Source organism: Bacillus sp. TH25 (genome assembly GCF_016650935.1).
In the GTDB taxonomy this organism is placed as follows: Bacteria; Bacillota; Bacilli; order Bacillales; family Bacillaceae_G; genus Bacillus_A; species Bacillus_A mycoides.
Genome location: NZ_JAEKEU010000009.1, coordinates 478,824 through 496,113 on the forward strand (window position 1 = coordinate 478,824; position 17,290 = coordinate 496,113).

The window sequence follows — 17,290 nt, forward strand, 5'->3', positions numbered from 1 at the left end:
CGTATTTCGGAAGGTTTCTTTTTTATTTTGTAACTAATACTTTTTGATTTACAGGTGTTACAGGTTCTTCACCATTTAATACAGCTAAAATATTTCTTACTGCCATTTCAGCCATTGCATCACGTGTTTCGAATGTTGCATTTCCTACGTGAGGAGCAAGTACTACATTCTTTAATCCTTTTAGCTCTTCTGTAATTTTCGGTTCAAATTCAAATACGTCAAGAGCTGCACCTTCAATTTCATTCGTTTTTAGTGCATGAGCAAGTGCTGATTCATTCATAATTGGTCCACGTGAAGCATTTATAATATATGCTGTTTTCTTCATCATTTTAAACTGTTCTTCATCGATCATATGATGTAATTTCGGGTTATAAGCACAGTTAATTGTAATAAAGTCTGCTGTTTGTAATAATTCTTCCAATGTTACATATGTTGCTCCCAGCTCACTTTCAGCTTCAGGCTTACGATTTGGTCCTGTATATAAAACATTCATTCCAAATGCTCTCGCACGCTTTGCAACTGCCTTCCCAATTTCTCCAAGGCCAATAATTCCGATTGTCTTACCGTGTACTTCGCGGCCCAAGAAGAATAACGGTGCCCATCCGTTAAATCCAGTTGTACGACATAACGTATCACCTTCAGGAATTCTACGTGCAGCTGCTAAAAGAAGTGCAAATGTTAATTCTGCTGTCGCTTCAGTTGATACTTTCGGTGTATTCGTTACCGCAATTCCTTTTTCTCCTGCATATGTGTAATCAATATTATCGTAACCAGCACCATAATTTGCGATAATTTTCAAGTTTGGTGCTGCGTCAATAACCTCTTTCGATACCTTCGTAGAAAGTAAGCTTAAAAGTGCATCTTTATCTTTTACACGTTCTGCTAACTCTTCTACACTAATTAATTCTTCTTTATTGTACATTTCCACATCATGATTTTTCAATAATTTTAATCCAATTTCTGGAATTTTCCCTGCTACTAATATTTTCGCCACTACTAACACCTCTTCTATACAAAATATGATATCTCTTATATTTCATTGTAAGAAATCTACATATAAAAACCAAGGAATTTGATTATAGTTTTGAAAATCGACACTTTTCCATAAAAAAAGAGGAGATGCAACTCTCCCCTCTTTTTACGCTTTTTCTTGCGATTCTTTCCCAAGCTTCGCATCGATTGTTCCTTCTGCAACTGTATCGCTAATTTGTTCCTCAATAACTGAGTTAGCAGTATTATTTGTTTCAGAAGTATAGGCTTGATCTGCCGCTTGTACGTTTTGTTTATTTTGTTGTTTCGCCATTTTTTATCCTCCTTTTCATTCTTTCTTATTTTGAACAAAAAGGGTGATTTTCATCAAAAAATCGTGTTTCATTTTGAAATTATTCCTTCTTCTTCAAGCAATCTCATCGTTCTTACTCGTTTCGTAAATGTAGCTATGTGAGAAATATCATGATTGCGTAATGTCTTTATATTCTCTTCCACATACTTTCCTAAATCATTCGGATAATGGGCATCTGAGGATAGAGTAATCGGAACTCCATGCTTAGCTAATACTTGTAAATAAAGCGGACTTGGGCACATTTCGCGCACAGGATATCGATAGTACAATCCCGCATTTATTTCTGTTGCTGTATTTGTTTCCACTAACGCACGAGCAATTTCCTTATAATAAGAAAGCTGTTCATTCTCATCTAACCGGTAATTAAATACTTTTATGTTATCGAGGTGAGCTATAATATCAAAAAGCTCGGAACGAACAGCACTTTCAACTGTAGCGAAAAACGTGTGATATAAAATATGTAACTCATGCGTACCAAAATACTCTTTCGTATCTGGATTATCAAATCCCCATCCATCTATAAAATGGACCGAACCGATTACATAATCAAAGTCTCCTAATGCTAGTAAACCTTTTAACTCTTGTTCACCCCCGATAAAATAATCCGCTTCAATTCCAAGTTTGAGCGTTATCCCTCGTTTACTCCATCGCTCTTTTGCCTCTTCAATCGCCTTTGTAAAATCATAAATAGACGTTACTCTTACTTGATCTAACCATTCTTTTTGTAGATGACCAAGCTTAGAATCACTAATATCTACATACTTTTCATAATATCCTTTCGCTTCATGAAAACGATATAAATGATCGACAATACCAACTTCTTTTATACCTTTTCGCACAGCTTCTTCTAAATATAAATCAATCCATTTCGCTGTAAATGGACCTTCCTTCACACGTCTTTGCAGGCGTTCTTGTGTTTTCATAAGCCACTCCATAGAATGTTTTTCTTCTTTAAGCGGTTCAAAATATTGTAGCGCATCATTTATTTTAGCTAGCCACCCTATTGAATATGGCCCTTCTTCTAAATGAATGTGATAGTCCACTTTCATCCATATTCCTCCTTATAATGTATCTATTTCTCTTCTGTCCCCTACTCGCGAAAGCTTTCCATTTCTTTCTTTCACTTCTTGCATGACATCTTCTAATGGAATATTTTTTTCGGCTAATAGAACAAAACAGTGATAGAACACATCAACCATTTCTTTTACTATTTCTTCTTTATCATTATTTTTAGACGCAATAATTACTTCAGTGCACTCCTCACCAATTTTCTTTAAAATTTTATCTTCACCTTTTGAAAATAAATAATTCGTATATGATTCAGAGAGTGGATTTTTCTTTCGTTCTTCAATTGTTTCAAATAATAACTTAAGGATATCTTCCATATGTATCCCCCTATATAATTTTGTAGTGAAAACACGTTTTTTCTCCCGTATGGCAAGCAGGCCCTACTTGCTTTACGACAACAACGATTGCATCTTGATCACAGTCTAAATAAAGTGATTGCACATATTGGATATTTCCCGATGTACCTCCTTTATTCCATAACGATTGTCTCGAACGGGAATAAAACCATGTTCTTTTCGTTTCCAGCGTCTTGTCATACGCTTCTTCATTCATATAAGCTAACATTAAAACTTCTTTCGTATCTTCCTCGATAACAACAGCTGGTATCAATCCTTTTGCAAAATTAGGTTTCATAACCGCACCTCAACGTTTGCTTCGCTTAATTTTCTCTTTACATCTTGTACAGTCGCTTCACCATAATGAAAGATTGATGCCGCTAATGCTGCATCAACTGTTGTCTTTTGAAATACTTCTATAATGTGATCTACATGACCACATCCACCTGATGCGATTACTGGAACAGAAACGCTGTTTGAAATTGCTCCTGTTAAACGAAGATCATATCCGTTTTTCGTTCCATCTGCATCCATACTCGTCAACAAAATTTCTCCCGCCCCGAGCTTAACAACGTGCTTCGCCCATTCGATTGCATCCATTCCCGTATTAAGTCTTCCGCCATTTACGTATACATTCCATTTATCTTCTGCTACTTTTCTAGCATCGATTGCTACGACAATACATTGTGAGCCAAAATGTTCCGCACCTTCCTGGATTAACTTCGGATTTCTCACTGCCGCTGAGTTTATTGAAACTTTATCTGCTCCAGCTCTTAGTAAATTGTACATATCTTTAACACTTGAAATCCCCCCGCCAACTGTAAGAGGAATAAACACCTTTGAGGCCGTTTGTTCTACAACATCTATAATCGTTTTTCGCCCTTCATGCGTCGCAGTAATGTCTAAAAATACGATTTCATCTGCTCCCGCATCATTATATAATGCGGCTATTTCAACAGGATTACCGACGTCTTGTAACCCTATAAAATTCACACCCTTTACTACCCGCCCTTCTTTCACATCTAGACATGGAATAATTCGTTTTGCTAACATAGTTTTGTTACCTGTAACACTTTTTCTAAATCAATCGTTTTCTCGTAAAGTGCCTTCCCAATAATGACGCCATATATGTTCATATCATTTAATCTTTTCACATCTTGAATAGATGCGACACCTCCAGATGCAATCACACGAATACCCACGCTTTTTTGCATTAACTCTAATTGCTCAAAATTTGGTCCTGCAAGTGTCCCATCTTTTGAAATGTCCGTAAACACAATTGTTTGAACACCTACACTTTCCATTTGCTTCGCTAAATCGATGTGCGAAATTTCAGACACATCTAACCAGCCCCTCGTTGCTACGAAACCATTTTTCGCATCAATTCCAACTATGATTTGCTCCTTATATAGACGAACCGCTTCTTCTAAAAATGATTTATCGTAAAGGGCAGCCGTTCCTAATATCACTTTTTCTACACCTACTGACAACAACTTCTCCACTGCCGCGAGTGACCGAACTCCTCCTCCAATTTGCACCGGAATACGTACCGCCTTGCATATTTTTTCAATGATAGGTAAATTTACTGACTCCCCAACAATTGCTCCATCTAAATCAACAACGTGTAGTATTTTCGCTCCCAGTTTTTCAAATATGATTGCTTGTGCGACTGGATCTTCATTCATCACCGTTTCTTTACTAAACTCTCCTTGATAAAGCCTGACGCATCGTCCTTCTTTTAAATCGATAGCTGGGAAGATTTCCATGCTTCTACCACCCCTTTGAAATTTTTTAACATTCGCATCCCAATTTCCCCACTTTTTTCAGGATGAAACTGTGCGCCAAATATATTTCCTTTTGCTACAAAACCAGGTACTTTCACTCCATATTCACTTGCCCCATACACAATTTCATTCGGACAATCTGCATAATAAGAGTGGACATAATATACGAAAGAACCGTCCTCTACTCCATTCCAAAGCGATATTTCTCCTTCTTTTTTTAATTCATTCCACCCCATATGTGGAATTTTATAAGGAACTTTTAACTTTCGAATAACACCTGGCAATAAATTTAATCCGTTACAATTTTGTAGTTCCTCACTTTTCTCAAATAAAAGCTGCATTCCTAAACAAATACCCAGAAGCGGTTTTCCTAAGCTCCCAACTTCTTTTAGCACACATACTAAATCTTTTTCTTCTAAAACGCCCATCGCTTTCGGAAATGTGCCTACTCCTGGTAAAATAACTCCATCACTTCTCAATATTTCTTTTTTATCATCCGTTATGATGTACTCTGTTCCAATATATTTTAATGCTTGTTCCACACTACGAATATTTCCCATTCCATAATCTATAATTGCAATCAATTACAACATCCCTTTCGTTGAATTTACACCATTAATATTGGCATTTTTATCGACTGCCTCTCTAAGCGCTCGACCGAATGCTTTAAATAAAGCTTCAATTTTGTGATGTGTATTGCTTCCGTATAAAATGCGAGCATGTAACGTAATATTTGCAGCATGAGCAACTGCTCTAAAAAATTCTTCCGTTAATTCTGTGTCAAAATCCCCTAGCTTCGGATTTGTTAATTCACCTTGAAATACAATATATGAGCGCCCGCTTATATCAATCGCGACAAATCCTAAAGATTCATCCATCGGTACATACGCTGAGCCGTAACGGTTAATCCCCTCTTTATTTTGCAATGCTTCTTTCAAGCAAGTTCCGAGTACAATGCCAACATCTTCAACCGTATGATGCGCATCGACGAATACATCACCTTCAGCTTCAACTTGCAAACCAAATCTTCCGTGTCTAGCAAATAAAGTTAGCATATGATCAAAAAATCCAACTCCTGTTTGCACAGAAACATTCGTACTTTCATCAAGTTGCAAACTTAATTTAATTTTTGTTTCCGTCGTCTCACGTACTTGACTAGACTCGCGCATTATTCTTCCTCCTTAAACCTAATTTGGATTGCTCTTGCGTGTGCATGTAAACCTTCTTTATTTGCAAGTTCTACAATATGATGCTGTACACTTCTTAACGCTTCTTCCGTATACGAAACGAAGCTTGATTTTTTTACGAAATCATCGACGGATAACGGAGAGAAAAACCTTGCCGTTCCACTTGTCGGTAATACGTGATTCGGCCCCGCCAAATAATCTCCAAGCGGTTCAGGTGCATATGGACCAAGAAAAATTGATCCAGCATGCTTTACATAAGATAGAGCATTCATTGGCTCTTTTATGTGTAACTCTAAATGTTCTGGAGCGATTTCATTCGATAAATGAAACGCCTCTTCTAAAGAAGGGACAATAAAAATTGCTCCATTTCTTTTTATGGATTCACGAGCGATTTCACTTCTAGGCAACGTCTCTAGCTGCCTTTCTATTTCTCTTTCTACTTCTTTAGCAAGCTTTATATTTGTTGTAATACAAATAGCTGTTGCCCTCTCGTCATGTTCTGCCTGTGATAATAAATCAGCAGCAATATATTCGGCCTTTCCTGTTTCATCTGCGATAACTACAATTTCTGATGGTCCAGCAATCATATCGATATTGACTATCCCATATACTTCTCGCTTCGCTAGCGCGACATATAAATTCCCTGGTCCAACTATTTTATCTACTTTAGGAATCGATTCCGTTCCATATGCTAGAGCAGCAATTACTTGAGCACCACCGGCCATATATATTTCATCTACACCTGCAAGACTTGCAGCAGCTAAAATATGCGGATCAATTCCTCCTTGCTTCGGCGGTGTTACCATTACAATTTTTTTCACTCCTGCGAGTTTTGCTGGCAATACATTCATTAATACTGATGAAGGATACGAAGCAGTCCCGCCCGGCACATATACACCTACATTTTCTAACGGACGAATAAGCTGCCCTCTAATTACCCCTTCACTCATGCAATCAAACATAGATTGTCTTTTTTGCTTTTCGTGATACGAGATAATATTTTTTTTCGCCTCTTTTAACGCTTCTAAAAAAGCTTGCTCTACAAACTTACTTGCTTGTTTTATTTCTTCCTCACTTACACGAAAATCTTTTGTCTCTACACCATCAAACTTTTTTGTATAGAACAATAAAGCCTCATCTTTACTCTCCCTTACGTTTTGAACAATTTCACTTACACTTCTTTGAACAGTTTCTTCTATTATATTAGCGCTTTCTCGTAGCGATTTTATTTTCGATAAAGCCTCTTGGAAATCTTCAAAAACTATCTCCATTTAAAGTCCCCCTATTTTCCTGACAAAATTTCTTGTTCCATCATATTTATAATACAGAATATTTCGTCTTTTTTAGTTTTCAATGCAGCCTTATTCACAATCATTCGAGCTGATATAGAGCACATTTCCTCAAATACAATTAACCCGTTTTCTTGTAATGTTTTTCCTGTTTCAACAATATCAACAATTGCATCTGCCAAACCTAGAAGTGGAGCAATCTCTACAGATCCTTCTATTTTAATAATTTCTACATCCTCCCCTTTATCATGAAAATATGTAGAAGTAATGTGCGGATATTTCGTAGCAATTCGTTTTTTTCGATAACTCTTCGGATTATACGTAGGAATAGAAGCGACACAAAATTTACACACGCCCACTCCTAAATCGACCATCTCATATATATCTTTCTCAAATTCCATTAATATATCTTTTCCAACGACTCCAATATCAGCTACGCCATGTTCTACATAAGTAGCAACATCTACCGCTTTCACTAAAATAAATGAAATGTTTGTGTTTTTACTTTTAAACACAAGTTTTCTTCCTTTATCTTTGAGCTCTGAACAATCAATTCCAATTTTTTCAAACAGTGGAATAACATGCTTTTCTAATCTTCCTTTCGTTAACGCAATTTGAATGTTACGCATGAAGCCTCCCCTTCTTTCTGGATGATCCATTTCTCTCTCCATACATATTCCACTAGTGACTCACTCTTCGCCTCAACGACTGTCATTATTTTATTCTTGTTTGCAAATTGAAAAGTATCATTTAAATTAGAGAATAAAGATAACTGGGCATTCTTCCCGTCCTTTTGAAGTAAATTTCGTAACCTTTCCGCTTCTGCTAATCTATTTAACTCATAATGAATCATAATATCTATTCTCTTTCGTTTATATGGTTCTTGCTGCTCTTGAAGTGCCTTAACTATTTGATTTACTTGCACCGCGAGCCCAACCGCTGGCATCATCTCTCCAAAATTTCCAATTAACTCATCATATCTTCCGCCACTAACAATCTCTTCTCCAATTTCATATATATACCCTTTGAAAATAACACCCGTATAATAATCCAAATGTTGAACCATACCTAAATCAATTGATATGTAAGAGCCATACCCTAACTGTTCAATTGTTTCATATATTTCTTTCACTCTCGCAATGGCCATTTTCATTTCATTACTTGAGGCGAGTTTTTCTGCTTCCTCAACAACATCTAAACTCCCGAATAACCTTGGTAGTTTCTCAAGTAACCTTACTGTTTCATCACACCGATTTAATTTCTTTTCTTCTATAAAGTGTGAGAGTCCGGCATAATTTTTACTTTCAATATACGTTCTAAGTAACTTCTCTTCTTCATCATTAATGGGGAGCTTTTTTACGATACATTTATATAACTGCACTTGCCCAATCTCAATTGTGAAAGATTGCACCTTTAATTTTTGAAGTGCTTGAATTACGCTTATCACACATTCAATTTCAGCCCTTACATTTTCAATCCCGATAATTTCAATACCACTTTGCACTATTTCATTATATTTCCCAGTAAGGGACTCATTCGCCCGAAATACATTCCCGCTATAAGTTACTTTAAGAGGAATATCCCCTCTCTGTGTTCCAATTACTCTTGCTAAAGGAATTGTCATATCTGGGCGTAAAACGATAATCCGTCCTTTTTCATCGAAAAATTTATACATCTTTTCTTCATCTATCGGCCTGTTTTGAAATGCAAAAACATCATAAAATTCAATTGTAGGTGTCCTTATTTCTTCATAACCTCTCTCTAAAAAGGTACGCCTTAATTTTTGTTCTACTTCTTCAATTAACGTACATTCTTCGAATAAATAGTCCCTCGTTCCATTTGGGTTCGCCCGTTTCCATTTTGTCATCTAAATTCTCACACCTTTCCCTTTCTAATGTATGCCTATTTCATTCACCTAAACCGAAAATAAAAAGAGCCTTGTAGACAAAATACCTACAAGGCTCTTTAGTAGAGTGTAGGTACAACGGGAATAACCCTTGTACCTACACGTTTTCACGTTAGGTTCAAGGGTTTCATGTATGATGATGTAGTTGTGTAAGCATTTTAATAGATTGCATGATATTCATAATACTTACTCCCTTTCTCCTCTGATTTTTACATAGTATATAATACTTAATTCTGAATGTAAATACATTTTAAAAAATTCTGTTAACCCTTAATATAAAGCTACTTTCCTTTCATACTCTCCAATTTCTTGTTCATATTGCATTGTAATGCTGATTTCATCTAGACCATTTAATAATTTTTCTTTCCACATTTTCTCGATTGTAAAATGAAACCTGTGCGTATTCGTAATAATTACTTCATTCTCTAAATCAACTTCCATTTGATCTCTCGCATTCGTTTTGGCAAGTTGTTCACGCATCTCTTTATCCATTACAATCGGTAACATACCATTCTTCATACAATTCATATAAAAAATATCTGCAAATCCTCCGGCGATAATAACGCGGAAACCATAATCAGCAAGCGCCCACGGAGCATGTTCTCTTGAAGAACCACATCCAAAATTATCACCTGTAATTAATATACTTGCTCCTTTTCGTTCTTGTGCATTAAGGGAGAAATTAGGATTTTCATGGCGCTCATTATCGTAACGCCACTCATCAAATAAATATTTTCCAAATCCCGTCCTTTCAATTCTCTTCAAATATTGCTTCGGAATAATTTGATCTGTATCAATGTTATCATTCATAAGTACTGCGGCAGTACCTTTATGAATATGAAATGGTTCCATCGTAACTCTCCTTTCTAATATCAACAAAATGACCATATAACGCAGCTGCTGCAGCCATAGCTGGACTTACTAAATGTGTTCGTGCTCCTTTCCCTTGCCTTCCTTCAAAATTACGATTTGAAGTAGAAGCACAATGTTCTCCTTCAGGTACTTGATCTGGATTCATCCCAAGACACATTGAACATCCAGGCTCTCTCCATTCAAATCCCGCTTCTTCAAATATGCGATGTAAGCCTTTTTGCATCGCCCGCTCTCTCACACTTTTTGATCCTGGTACAACGAGTGCTCGCACACCTTCTTTTACCTTTTTCCCTTTTACAACAGATGCAGCAATTTCTAAGTCAGATAAACGTGAATTTGTACAAGAACCAATGAAGACATGCTTAACAGGAATTTCAAACGTACTTTGCCCAGGGCTCAATCCCATATATGAAAATGCTCTTTCATCATTTTCGTTATGCTTCTCTGGTAATTTTTCATCAATAGGAACACCCATACTAGGATTTGTTCCCCAAGTGACATACGGTGCTAAATCCGTAACATCTACCGAAATATGTAAATCATAAATTGCATCTGAATCTGTATAAAGCTCTGACCATTTTCCCGTAAACGTTTCATAGTCTTTCGGTGCATATTCACGCCCTTTTACATAAGAAAATGTTTTCTCATCTGGTGCAATGATGCCTGCTTTCGCTCCCCCTTCAATTGCCATATTGCAAAGTGTCATTCTCTCTTCCATACCCATATCACGAATCGTCTCTCCGTAGAATTCCATTACATGCCCCGTTCCAACCGCTACACCGTACTTTGAGAGAAGATGCAAAATAATATCCTTTGCATAAACGCCTTTCGGTAACTTTCCTTTTAATTCAATCCCCATCGCTTTCGGTTTTCGTTGCCACAACGTTTGAGTTGCTAATACATGTTCTACTTCACTCGTACCAATACCAAACGCTAAAGCACCGAAAGCACCGTGGGTTGCTGTATGGCTATCACCGCATACAATCGTTTTCCCCGGTTGTGTGAGCCCAAGTTCTGGTCCTATAACGTGAACGATTCCTTGCTCTTCATCACCAATATCGGCTAATCGCACCTTAAATTGTTTACAATTGTCACGAAGTGTATCCAATTGCTGCTTCGCAATGCGATCGGTAATATTCCAAACATCTTTCGTTGGAATATTATGATCCATCGTTGCAAACGTTAATTCCGGTCTCCGAACAGTTCGATTTGCAAGCCGCAAGCCTTCAAAGGCTTGCGGTGACGTTACTTCATGAACGAGATGAAGATCGATATATAATAAATCCAATCCATTTTCATTCGTTACAACTACATGTCTTTCCCAAAGCTTATCTAGTAACCTTTTCCCCATTATCTTCCTCTCCCTACTAGTGCCTGCTCTTCCATTTCTTGAATAACTGCCCTCGTAAATGAAGTTGTCGTCTCATTCCCCCCAATATCAGCTGTACATTTCCCAGATTGAAGAACTGCAGAAATTGCCTCTTCAATCGCATACCCTTCTCTCGTTAATCCAAATGATTGCCCAAGCATCATCGCTACTGAACGCATCATCGCAATTGGATTCGCTTTATTTTTACCTGCAATATCTGGCGCTGATCCGTGAATAGGCTCATATAAAGACGGCCCGTTTTCCGCATGGCTCGCTGATGGAAGCATTCCTAATGACCCTGCTAATACAGAAGCCTCGTCGCTCAAAATATCACCAAATAAATTTTCTGTTACGATAACGTCAAATCTCCTTGGATTTCGAATTAACTCCATAGCAGCTGCATCTACTAAAATGTGCTCTAATTCAACATTAGGATAACGAAGAGCTACTTCTTCCGTAACAGCTCTCCACAATTTACTAGATTCTAAAACATTCGCTTTATCAATAGAGGTTACTTTTTTCTCTCTCTTACTCGCTAATTGAAAAGCATACGACACGATACGTTCAATTTCATGACGATGGTACGTAAGTGTATCAGTTGCCGATTCTTCCGTTCTTTCTTTCGGATAAGAGAAATAAATACCGCCTGTTAGTTCACGAACGACAACGAAATCAATTTCATCTGCGTTTTTTAATGGCGATAAATGTGCAGTTGCGCTTTCTACTGTTACAGGGCGAACGTTCGCAAATACACCAAGTCCTTTTCTTAAAGCTAATAATCCTTTCTCTGGCCTTTCTTTCGCATCATCCCATCTTGGACCACCAACCGCTCCAAGTAAAACCGCATCACTCGCTAAACAAGCGGCAAGTGTTCGCTGTGGTAATGGTTGCCCATTTAAATCGATAGCCGCTCCGCCAAAGTACTCATCTTGTAAATGAAAGTGATGTCCATATAGCCTCTCTACCATATGCAATACTTCCTTCGCGCTTTCCATAATTTCCGGACCAACACCATCACCCGCTAAACAAACGATACGTTTTTCCAATTAAAACACTCCTTTTTATCTGAATTTTCAGAAATATATTCCGATAAGTAAGGGACGATCCCCTCACTTATCAAACAGTTACTTCACAAGAGTAATAAAAGATTTTAATTTTCCAGCCGCATGAACATACGCTCTCGCCGATGCTTCTAATACGTCTTGCGCAACACCAAAACCTGATACTTGATGAGTTCCTTCTTTTAATTCAACATGAACATGTGCAAGTGCATCTTGACCTTGCGTTATAGATTGTATGCGATAATCCGCTAAGTCACATTCTAATCCTAAAATTCTTTGAATTGCATTATAGATCGCTTCAATACTTCCAGAACCAGTTGCTGCATCTTCGTACATATTCCCTTCCTCATCTTTTAATACAACCGTTGCACACTGTGTACTATTTGATACGAAATGTACTTGCAATTGAGTAATGCTATATTGCTGGGCCGCAAATGCTGCTTCACCAAGCATAAGTGCACGTAAATCTTCTTCTGTAATTTCTTTTTTACGGTCAGCCAAGTTTTTAAATGCTTCAAACACCACATCTCGTTCTTCTTTTGTAAACTCATAACCAAGTTCTTTCATTTTTTCAGTAAACGCATGGCGTCCGGAATGCTTTCCTAATACAAATAGATTTTGTGACTCTCCAATCAGTGATGGTTCAATAATTTCATACGTCGTTACTTCTTTTAATACACCGTCTTGATGAATACCTGATTCGTGAGCAAAAGCATTTGCTCCAACAATCGCCTTATTTTTCGGTACAACCATACCCGTTAACCGACTTACTAATGTACTCGTCGCTTTAATTTCTTTTAATGTCATAGAGGATTCTGCTTCATAGAAATCTTTTCTAATATGGAGAGCAACCGCGACTTCTTCTAGCGCCGCATTCCCCGCTCTTTCTCCAATTCCATTAATCGTTCCTTCTACTTGTAACGCTCCGCCTTCAACCGCAGCTAACGAATTCGCTACTGCCATCCCAAGATCATCGTGACAATGACAAGAGAAAATTGCTTTTTCATACGACGGAACGGATTCTTGTAAGTATTTAAAAAGAGAATAATATTCTTCTGGATTCGTATATCCAACTGTATCAGGAATATTGATTACATTCGCTCCTGCGCGAATCGCGACTTCTACTGCTTCAGCTAAAAATGCTCTCGATGTTCTTGTTGCATCTTCTGCTGAAAATTGAACTGTTGGAAATAGTGATTTCCCGAGCGTAACAGAGCGATGTATGCTATCTAATACATCTTCTTTTGACATACAAAGCTTATATTTCATATGAATGTCACTCGTAGCTAAAAATACGTGTAAACGAGGAGAGACAGCGCCTTTCACAGCTTCATAGGCTCTTCGAATATCACTTTCTTTCGCTCTAGCTAAACTCATAACCGTAGCATTTTGAATGGTATTTGCGATACGTTTTACCGATTGAAAATCACCTTCAGAAGCTGCTGCGAATCCAGCTTCCATTACATTAATACCAAGTCTCTCTAGTTGCCTCGCAATCTGTAATTTCTCTTGTTCATTTAAATTAACTCCTGGTGATTGTTCGCCATCACGAAGCGTCGTATCCATGAACAAAATTTGCTTCATATTATTTAATCCCTACCTTTACTCGGGGCTGTACGAAAGGCATCATTTCACGTAATTTACGTCCAACTACTTCGATTTCATGTTCATTTTCTTTTTCATTTGTCACCTGGAAATTTGGTCTTCCTGCTTTATGCTCTGCAATCCAGCCTCTTGCAAATGTACCATCTTGAATTTCTGCTAGTACTGCACCCATCGCTTTCTTCGTATCTTCAGTAACAACGCGTGGCCCTGATACGAAGTCCCCCCACTGCGCTGTATCTGAAACTGAATATCTCATATTTTCAAGTCCACCTTCATACATAAGATCAACAATTAGTTTCAGTTCATGTAAACATTCAAAATATGCAAGTTCAGGTTGATAACCAGCTTCAACTAACGTTTCAAACCCTGCTTTTACTAGTGCAGTTACTCCGCCGCAAAGTACAGCTTGCTCTCCAAATAAATCTGTTTCTGTTTCTTCTTTAAACGTTGTTTCTAATACACCTGCTCTCGTCGCCCCAATTCCATCTGCATATGAAAGTGCCTTTTCAGTCGCAACTCCTGTTGCATCTTGATATACTGCAAATAATGCAGGAACAGCTCCCCCTTCCGCAAACGTACGACGTACTAGATGTCCTGGACCTTTCGGCGCTACTAGAAATACATCTACATTAGCTGGCGGTTTTACTTGATCAAAGTGAACATTAAATCCATGCGCGAAAACGAGAGAATTGCCGCCTTGTAAGTTTGGTGCAATTTCAGCTTCATATACTTCCGGCTGTAATTCATCAGGTAGTAGAATCATTACTACATCTGCTTTTTCTGCTGCTTCCGCTACTGTATATACAGAAAAACCGTCTTCTTTCGCCTTATCCCATGACTTCCCTTTCCTAAGTCCTACTACCACATCAAATCCGTTATCACGTAAGTTTTGCGCATGCGCATGGCCTTGCGATCCATATCCGATGATTGCTACTTTCTTTTCCTTTAATACATTTACCGTTACGTCTTTTTCATAATAAACTTTCGCCATTTTCATTTCCCCCTATTTTTTAAATAATTATTGAATTAACATAACTTGTTTATCTTGTTTTTTCATACTACGTGTAAATGCTGTTACACCTGTTCTAGCAATTTCTTTCAAACCATATGGACGAAGTAATTCAATTAACGCTTCTACTTTCTCCTGGGTACCTGTTACTTGCACCACTATGGAATCCTTCCCAACGTCTATTACAGCGGCTCGGAACGGTTCAATTAAACTATATAATTCTGCTCTTGCTACAGACGTTGCTACTTTAATAAGTGCAAGTTCTCTAGCGATCATCGCTTCTTCTGTAATATCTGATACTTTCAGTACATCGATTTGCTTATGAAGTTGTTTAATTAACTGCTCAACTTGCTGTTCATTTTCAACGTGTACAACAATCGTCATTCTCGAAATATCCGATGATTCCGTATGACCTACTGAAATACTTTCAATATTAAAATGTCTACGTGTCATAACACCTGTAATTCGATTTAACACACCGCTTTGATTTCGAACTGTCGCTGTTACAATTCTCTTCACCTTTTCTCCACTCCCTCCATTTGATGAACGCCTTTTCCTGGGGCAACCATCGGCATTACCTTTTCGGATTGAAGTACGCGGCAATCAATTACAACAGGCTCTCTTAACTCAATTGCATACTGTAATTGTTGCTTTGCAAGAAGTGGATCTTCAATACGAACACCTTTTATGCCATAAGCATTGGCAAGCGCAACAAAATCTGGTTGGCATGAAAGTAAGGAGTGCGAATATCGCCCATTATAAAATTCCTCTTGCCATTGTCTTACCATCCCTAAAGCTTCATTATTTAAAATAAAAACTTTAACTGGTAAAGAATGCTCTTTTAACACACTAAGTTCTTGCAAGGTCATTTGAAATCCAGCATCACCGACAATTGCAATAACTAGTTCTTCAGGCTTTGCGATTTGTGCACCTATTGCTGCTGGAAACCCGAAGCCCATTGTTCCCAACCCCCCAGAGGTTACCCATCTATCTGGGTTTTTCAGCGGATAATATTGAGCTGCCCACATTTGATGTTGCCCAACATCTGTTGTTACAATCGCTTCTCCTTTCGTAATTTCGTATAGCATATCAATTGCATATTGAGGTTTAATACGTTCTGCATGTTCTTTGTAAGAAAGAGGGTATTTTTCTTTTCTACTATTCAATAACGAAAGCCAATCATTGTGATGTACTTCCCCTTCTTTAAAAGTAAGTAGAGCTTCTAATGCTTGCTTTGCACTCGCAACAATAGGGATTTCAGTCGGCACATTTTTCCCAATTTCCGCTGGATCAATATCTATATGTGCGACAATCGCTTCTTTAGCAAAATAAGCTAAATTTCCAGTAAGACGATCATCAAACCTTGCACCTATATTAATAAGTAAGTCACATTCATATAACGCCATATTTGCGGTGTATGAACCGTGCATTCCTCCCATCCCTAGAAATAGTTCATCATCTGGCGGAAACCCACCAAGACCAAGTAATGTATGAACAACTGGAATATGATATTTGCGAGCAAAACTTGTTAATTCTTTCGATGCTTTCGCATGCAATACACCTGCTCCAGCTAAAATTAATGGCTTTTTTGAGACCTCAATCGCTTGTAATAATTTGTTTATTTGTAGTAGATTCGGTTCATAATTAGGCTGGTATCCTGGTAAATCCATTTGTACATCACTACATCGCTCACCTTTCTCTACTACCATATCTTTCGGAAGGTCAATTACGACTGGCCCTGGTCTTCCTGTTCTAGCGATATGAAATGCTTCTTTAATAATTCGGGGTAAATCCGATGCTTTTCGCACTTGATAATTATGTTTTGTCACCGGCATCGTAAGCCCCATAATATCAGCTTCTTGGAAAGCATCACTCCCAATTAACGTTGTTGCTACTTGCCCTGTAAATACAACAAGTGGCAATGAATCAATCATCGCGTCAGCTAGACCAGTAATAACATTTGTAGCACCCGGTCCACTTGTTGCAATTACCACTCCTGGATTTCCTGTAATTCTTGCATATCCTTCAGCAGCATGAATTGCACCTTGCTCATGCCTCGTTAAAATATGCGGAATTTCACAATCATAAAGCGCATCATATAGAGGTAAAACCGCACCACCTGGATAACCAAAAATCACCTCTACTCCTTCCTTTTCTAGCGCTTCTAACAATAGCTGTGCACCAGTTGCCAGTTTCTCTTCCGTTTTTGAAGACATTTTTCTTATAAGCCCCCTTTTTTAAAACATTTATAAAATAAAAAAATCCTACGTCCACACTCCAGCTATGTGCTGAAGGGACGAAAGATTTCGCGGTACCACCCTTCTTTGCAAGATTACTCTTGCCTCAGTGACTCGGGATATGAGTCTAGCTAATAACGGAGCTACCGTCTAAGCCTAAACAAACGTTTCAGCTTAGCACTCAAGGGTGATGTTCGTCGACGTGAACCATCGGTTTCCAGCAAC

Annotated in this window: 19 protein-coding genes and 1 other annotated feature (1 of these 20 running past the window's edge); all 19 genes read right to left on the minus strand. The window is 37.9% G+C overall.

All coding sequences use genetic code 11. The features are described 5' to 3' along the window. Positions 1-22 precede the first annotated feature (22 nt). Positions 23-1,003 carry a 2-hydroxyacid dehydrogenase family protein gene (locus JFT89_RS06975; RefSeq protein ID WP_201039696.1) on the minus strand — a complete coding sequence of 327 codons (981 nt, stop codon included), beginning with the start codon at positions 1,001-1,003 and terminating at the stop codon, positions 23-25. 135 nt (positions 1,004-1,138) lie between these two features. Next, positions 1,139-1,303 (minus strand): YozQ family protein, encoded by a 165-nt coding sequence (locus JFT89_RS06980; protein ID WP_002030670.1) that lies wholly within the window; start codon positions 1,301-1,303, stop codon positions 1,139-1,141. Between the two features lie 68 nt (positions 1,304-1,371). Further along, positions 1,372-2,391, minus strand: coding sequence for a histidinol phosphate phosphatase domain-containing protein (locus tag JFT89_RS06985; RefSeq protein ID WP_016094480.1), 1,020 nt, complete (start codon positions 2,389-2,391; stop codon positions 1,372-1,374). 12 nt (positions 2,392-2,403) lie between these two features. Further along, entirely contained in the window at positions 2,404-2,727 is a 324-nt protein-coding gene (gene hisE / locus JFT89_RS06990; protein WP_002011702.1) for a phosphoribosyl-ATP diphosphatase, read from the minus strand. A 10-nt stretch (positions 2,728-2,737) separates the two neighbouring features. After that, positions 2,738-3,043 (minus strand): phosphoribosyl-AMP cyclohydrolase, encoded by a 306-nt coding sequence (hisI, locus tag JFT89_RS06995; protein ID WP_016092996.1) that lies wholly within the window; start codon positions 3,041-3,043, stop codon positions 2,738-2,740. Then, complete coding sequence (hisF, locus tag JFT89_RS07000) at positions 3,040-3,798, minus strand: imidazole glycerol phosphate synthase subunit HisF (protein WP_201039697.1); 759 nt, start codon at positions 3,796-3,798, stop codon at positions 3,040-3,042. Before hisF ends, hisI begins: the two co-directional genes overlap by 4 nt. Further along, positions 3,792-4,511 carry a 1-(5-phosphoribosyl)-5-[(5-phosphoribosylamino)methylideneamino]imidazole-4-carboxamide isomerase gene (gene hisA / locus JFT89_RS07005; protein WP_016094482.1) on the minus strand — a complete coding sequence of 240 codons (720 nt, stop codon included), beginning with the start codon at positions 4,509-4,511 and terminating at the stop codon, positions 3,792-3,794. The genes hisF and hisA overlap by 7 nt, the downstream gene beginning before the upstream one ends. Continuing rightward, entirely contained in the window at positions 4,484-5,113 is a 630-nt protein-coding gene (gene hisH, locus JFT89_RS07010; RefSeq protein WP_002011707.1) for an imidazole glycerol phosphate synthase subunit HisH, read from the minus strand. Before hisH ends, hisA begins: the two co-directional genes overlap by 28 nt. Next, positions 5,114-5,698, minus strand: coding sequence for an imidazoleglycerol-phosphate dehydratase HisB (gene hisB, locus JFT89_RS07015; protein ID WP_002064444.1), 585 nt, complete (start codon positions 5,696-5,698; stop codon positions 5,114-5,116). Continuing rightward, the gene (gene hisD, locus JFT89_RS07020) at positions 5,698-6,987 is read right to left on the minus strand and encodes a histidinol dehydrogenase (RefSeq protein WP_002064443.1); all 1,290 of its coding nucleotides are present in this window, start codon (positions 6,985-6,987) and stop codon (positions 5,698-5,700) included. Before hisD ends, hisB begins: the two co-directional genes overlap by 1 nt. Positions 6,988-6,998: 11 nt before the next feature. Continuing rightward, on the minus strand, positions 6,999-7,634 hold the full coding sequence (gene hisG / locus JFT89_RS07025; protein WP_033708301.1) for an ATP phosphoribosyltransferase: 636 nt from the start codon (positions 7,632-7,634) through the stop codon (positions 6,999-7,001). Then, on the minus strand, positions 7,610-8,872 hold the full coding sequence (locus JFT89_RS07030) for an ATP phosphoribosyltransferase regulatory subunit (protein WP_002064441.1): 1,263 nt from the start codon (positions 8,870-8,872) through the stop codon (positions 7,610-7,612). Before JFT89_RS07030 ends, hisG begins: the two co-directional genes overlap by 25 nt. A gap of 309 nt (positions 8,873-9,181) precedes the next feature. Then, the gene (leuD, locus tag JFT89_RS07035; protein ID WP_002135167.1) at positions 9,182-9,763 is read right to left on the minus strand and encodes a 3-isopropylmalate dehydratase small subunit; all 582 of its coding nucleotides are present in this window, start codon (positions 9,761-9,763) and stop codon (positions 9,182-9,184) included. Beyond that, positions 9,741-11,135, minus strand: a complete 1,395-nt coding sequence (gene leuC, locus JFT89_RS07040; RefSeq protein ID WP_002011716.1) for a 3-isopropylmalate dehydratase large subunit — start codon at positions 11,133-11,135, stop codon at positions 9,741-9,743. Before leuC ends, leuD begins: the two co-directional genes overlap by 23 nt. Then, a complete protein-coding gene (gene leuB, locus JFT89_RS07045; protein ID WP_002011718.1) occupies positions 11,135-12,199 on the minus strand; it encodes a 3-isopropylmalate dehydrogenase in 1,065 nt (354 codons plus the stop codon). Before leuB ends, leuC begins: the two co-directional genes overlap by 1 nt. A 78-nt stretch (positions 12,200-12,277) precedes the next feature. Further along, positions 12,278-13,798 (minus strand): 2-isopropylmalate synthase, encoded by a 1,521-nt coding sequence (gene leuA, locus JFT89_RS07050; RefSeq protein ID WP_002064438.1) that lies wholly within the window; start codon positions 13,796-13,798, stop codon positions 12,278-12,280. Position 13,799: 1 nt separating this feature from the next. Further along, positions 13,800-14,810 carry a ketol-acid reductoisomerase gene (gene ilvC / locus JFT89_RS07055; protein ID WP_201039698.1) on the minus strand — a complete coding sequence of 337 codons (1,011 nt, stop codon included), beginning with the start codon at positions 14,808-14,810 and terminating at the stop codon, positions 13,800-13,802. A 27-nt stretch (positions 14,811-14,837) separates the two neighbouring features. Then, on the minus strand, positions 14,838-15,347 hold the full coding sequence (gene ilvN, locus JFT89_RS07060) for an acetolactate synthase small subunit (protein ID WP_000822948.1): 510 nt from the start codon (positions 15,345-15,347) through the stop codon (positions 14,838-14,840). Beyond that, positions 15,344-17,044, minus strand: coding sequence for an acetolactate synthase large subunit (ilvB, locus tag JFT89_RS07065; protein WP_002064436.1), 1,701 nt, complete (start codon positions 17,042-17,044; stop codon positions 15,344-15,346). Before ilvB ends, ilvN begins: the two co-directional genes overlap by 4 nt. Positions 17,045-17,117: 73 nt before the next feature. Next, positions 17,118-17,290 (minus strand) — a binding site (T-box leader); it runs 56 nt beyond the window's last position.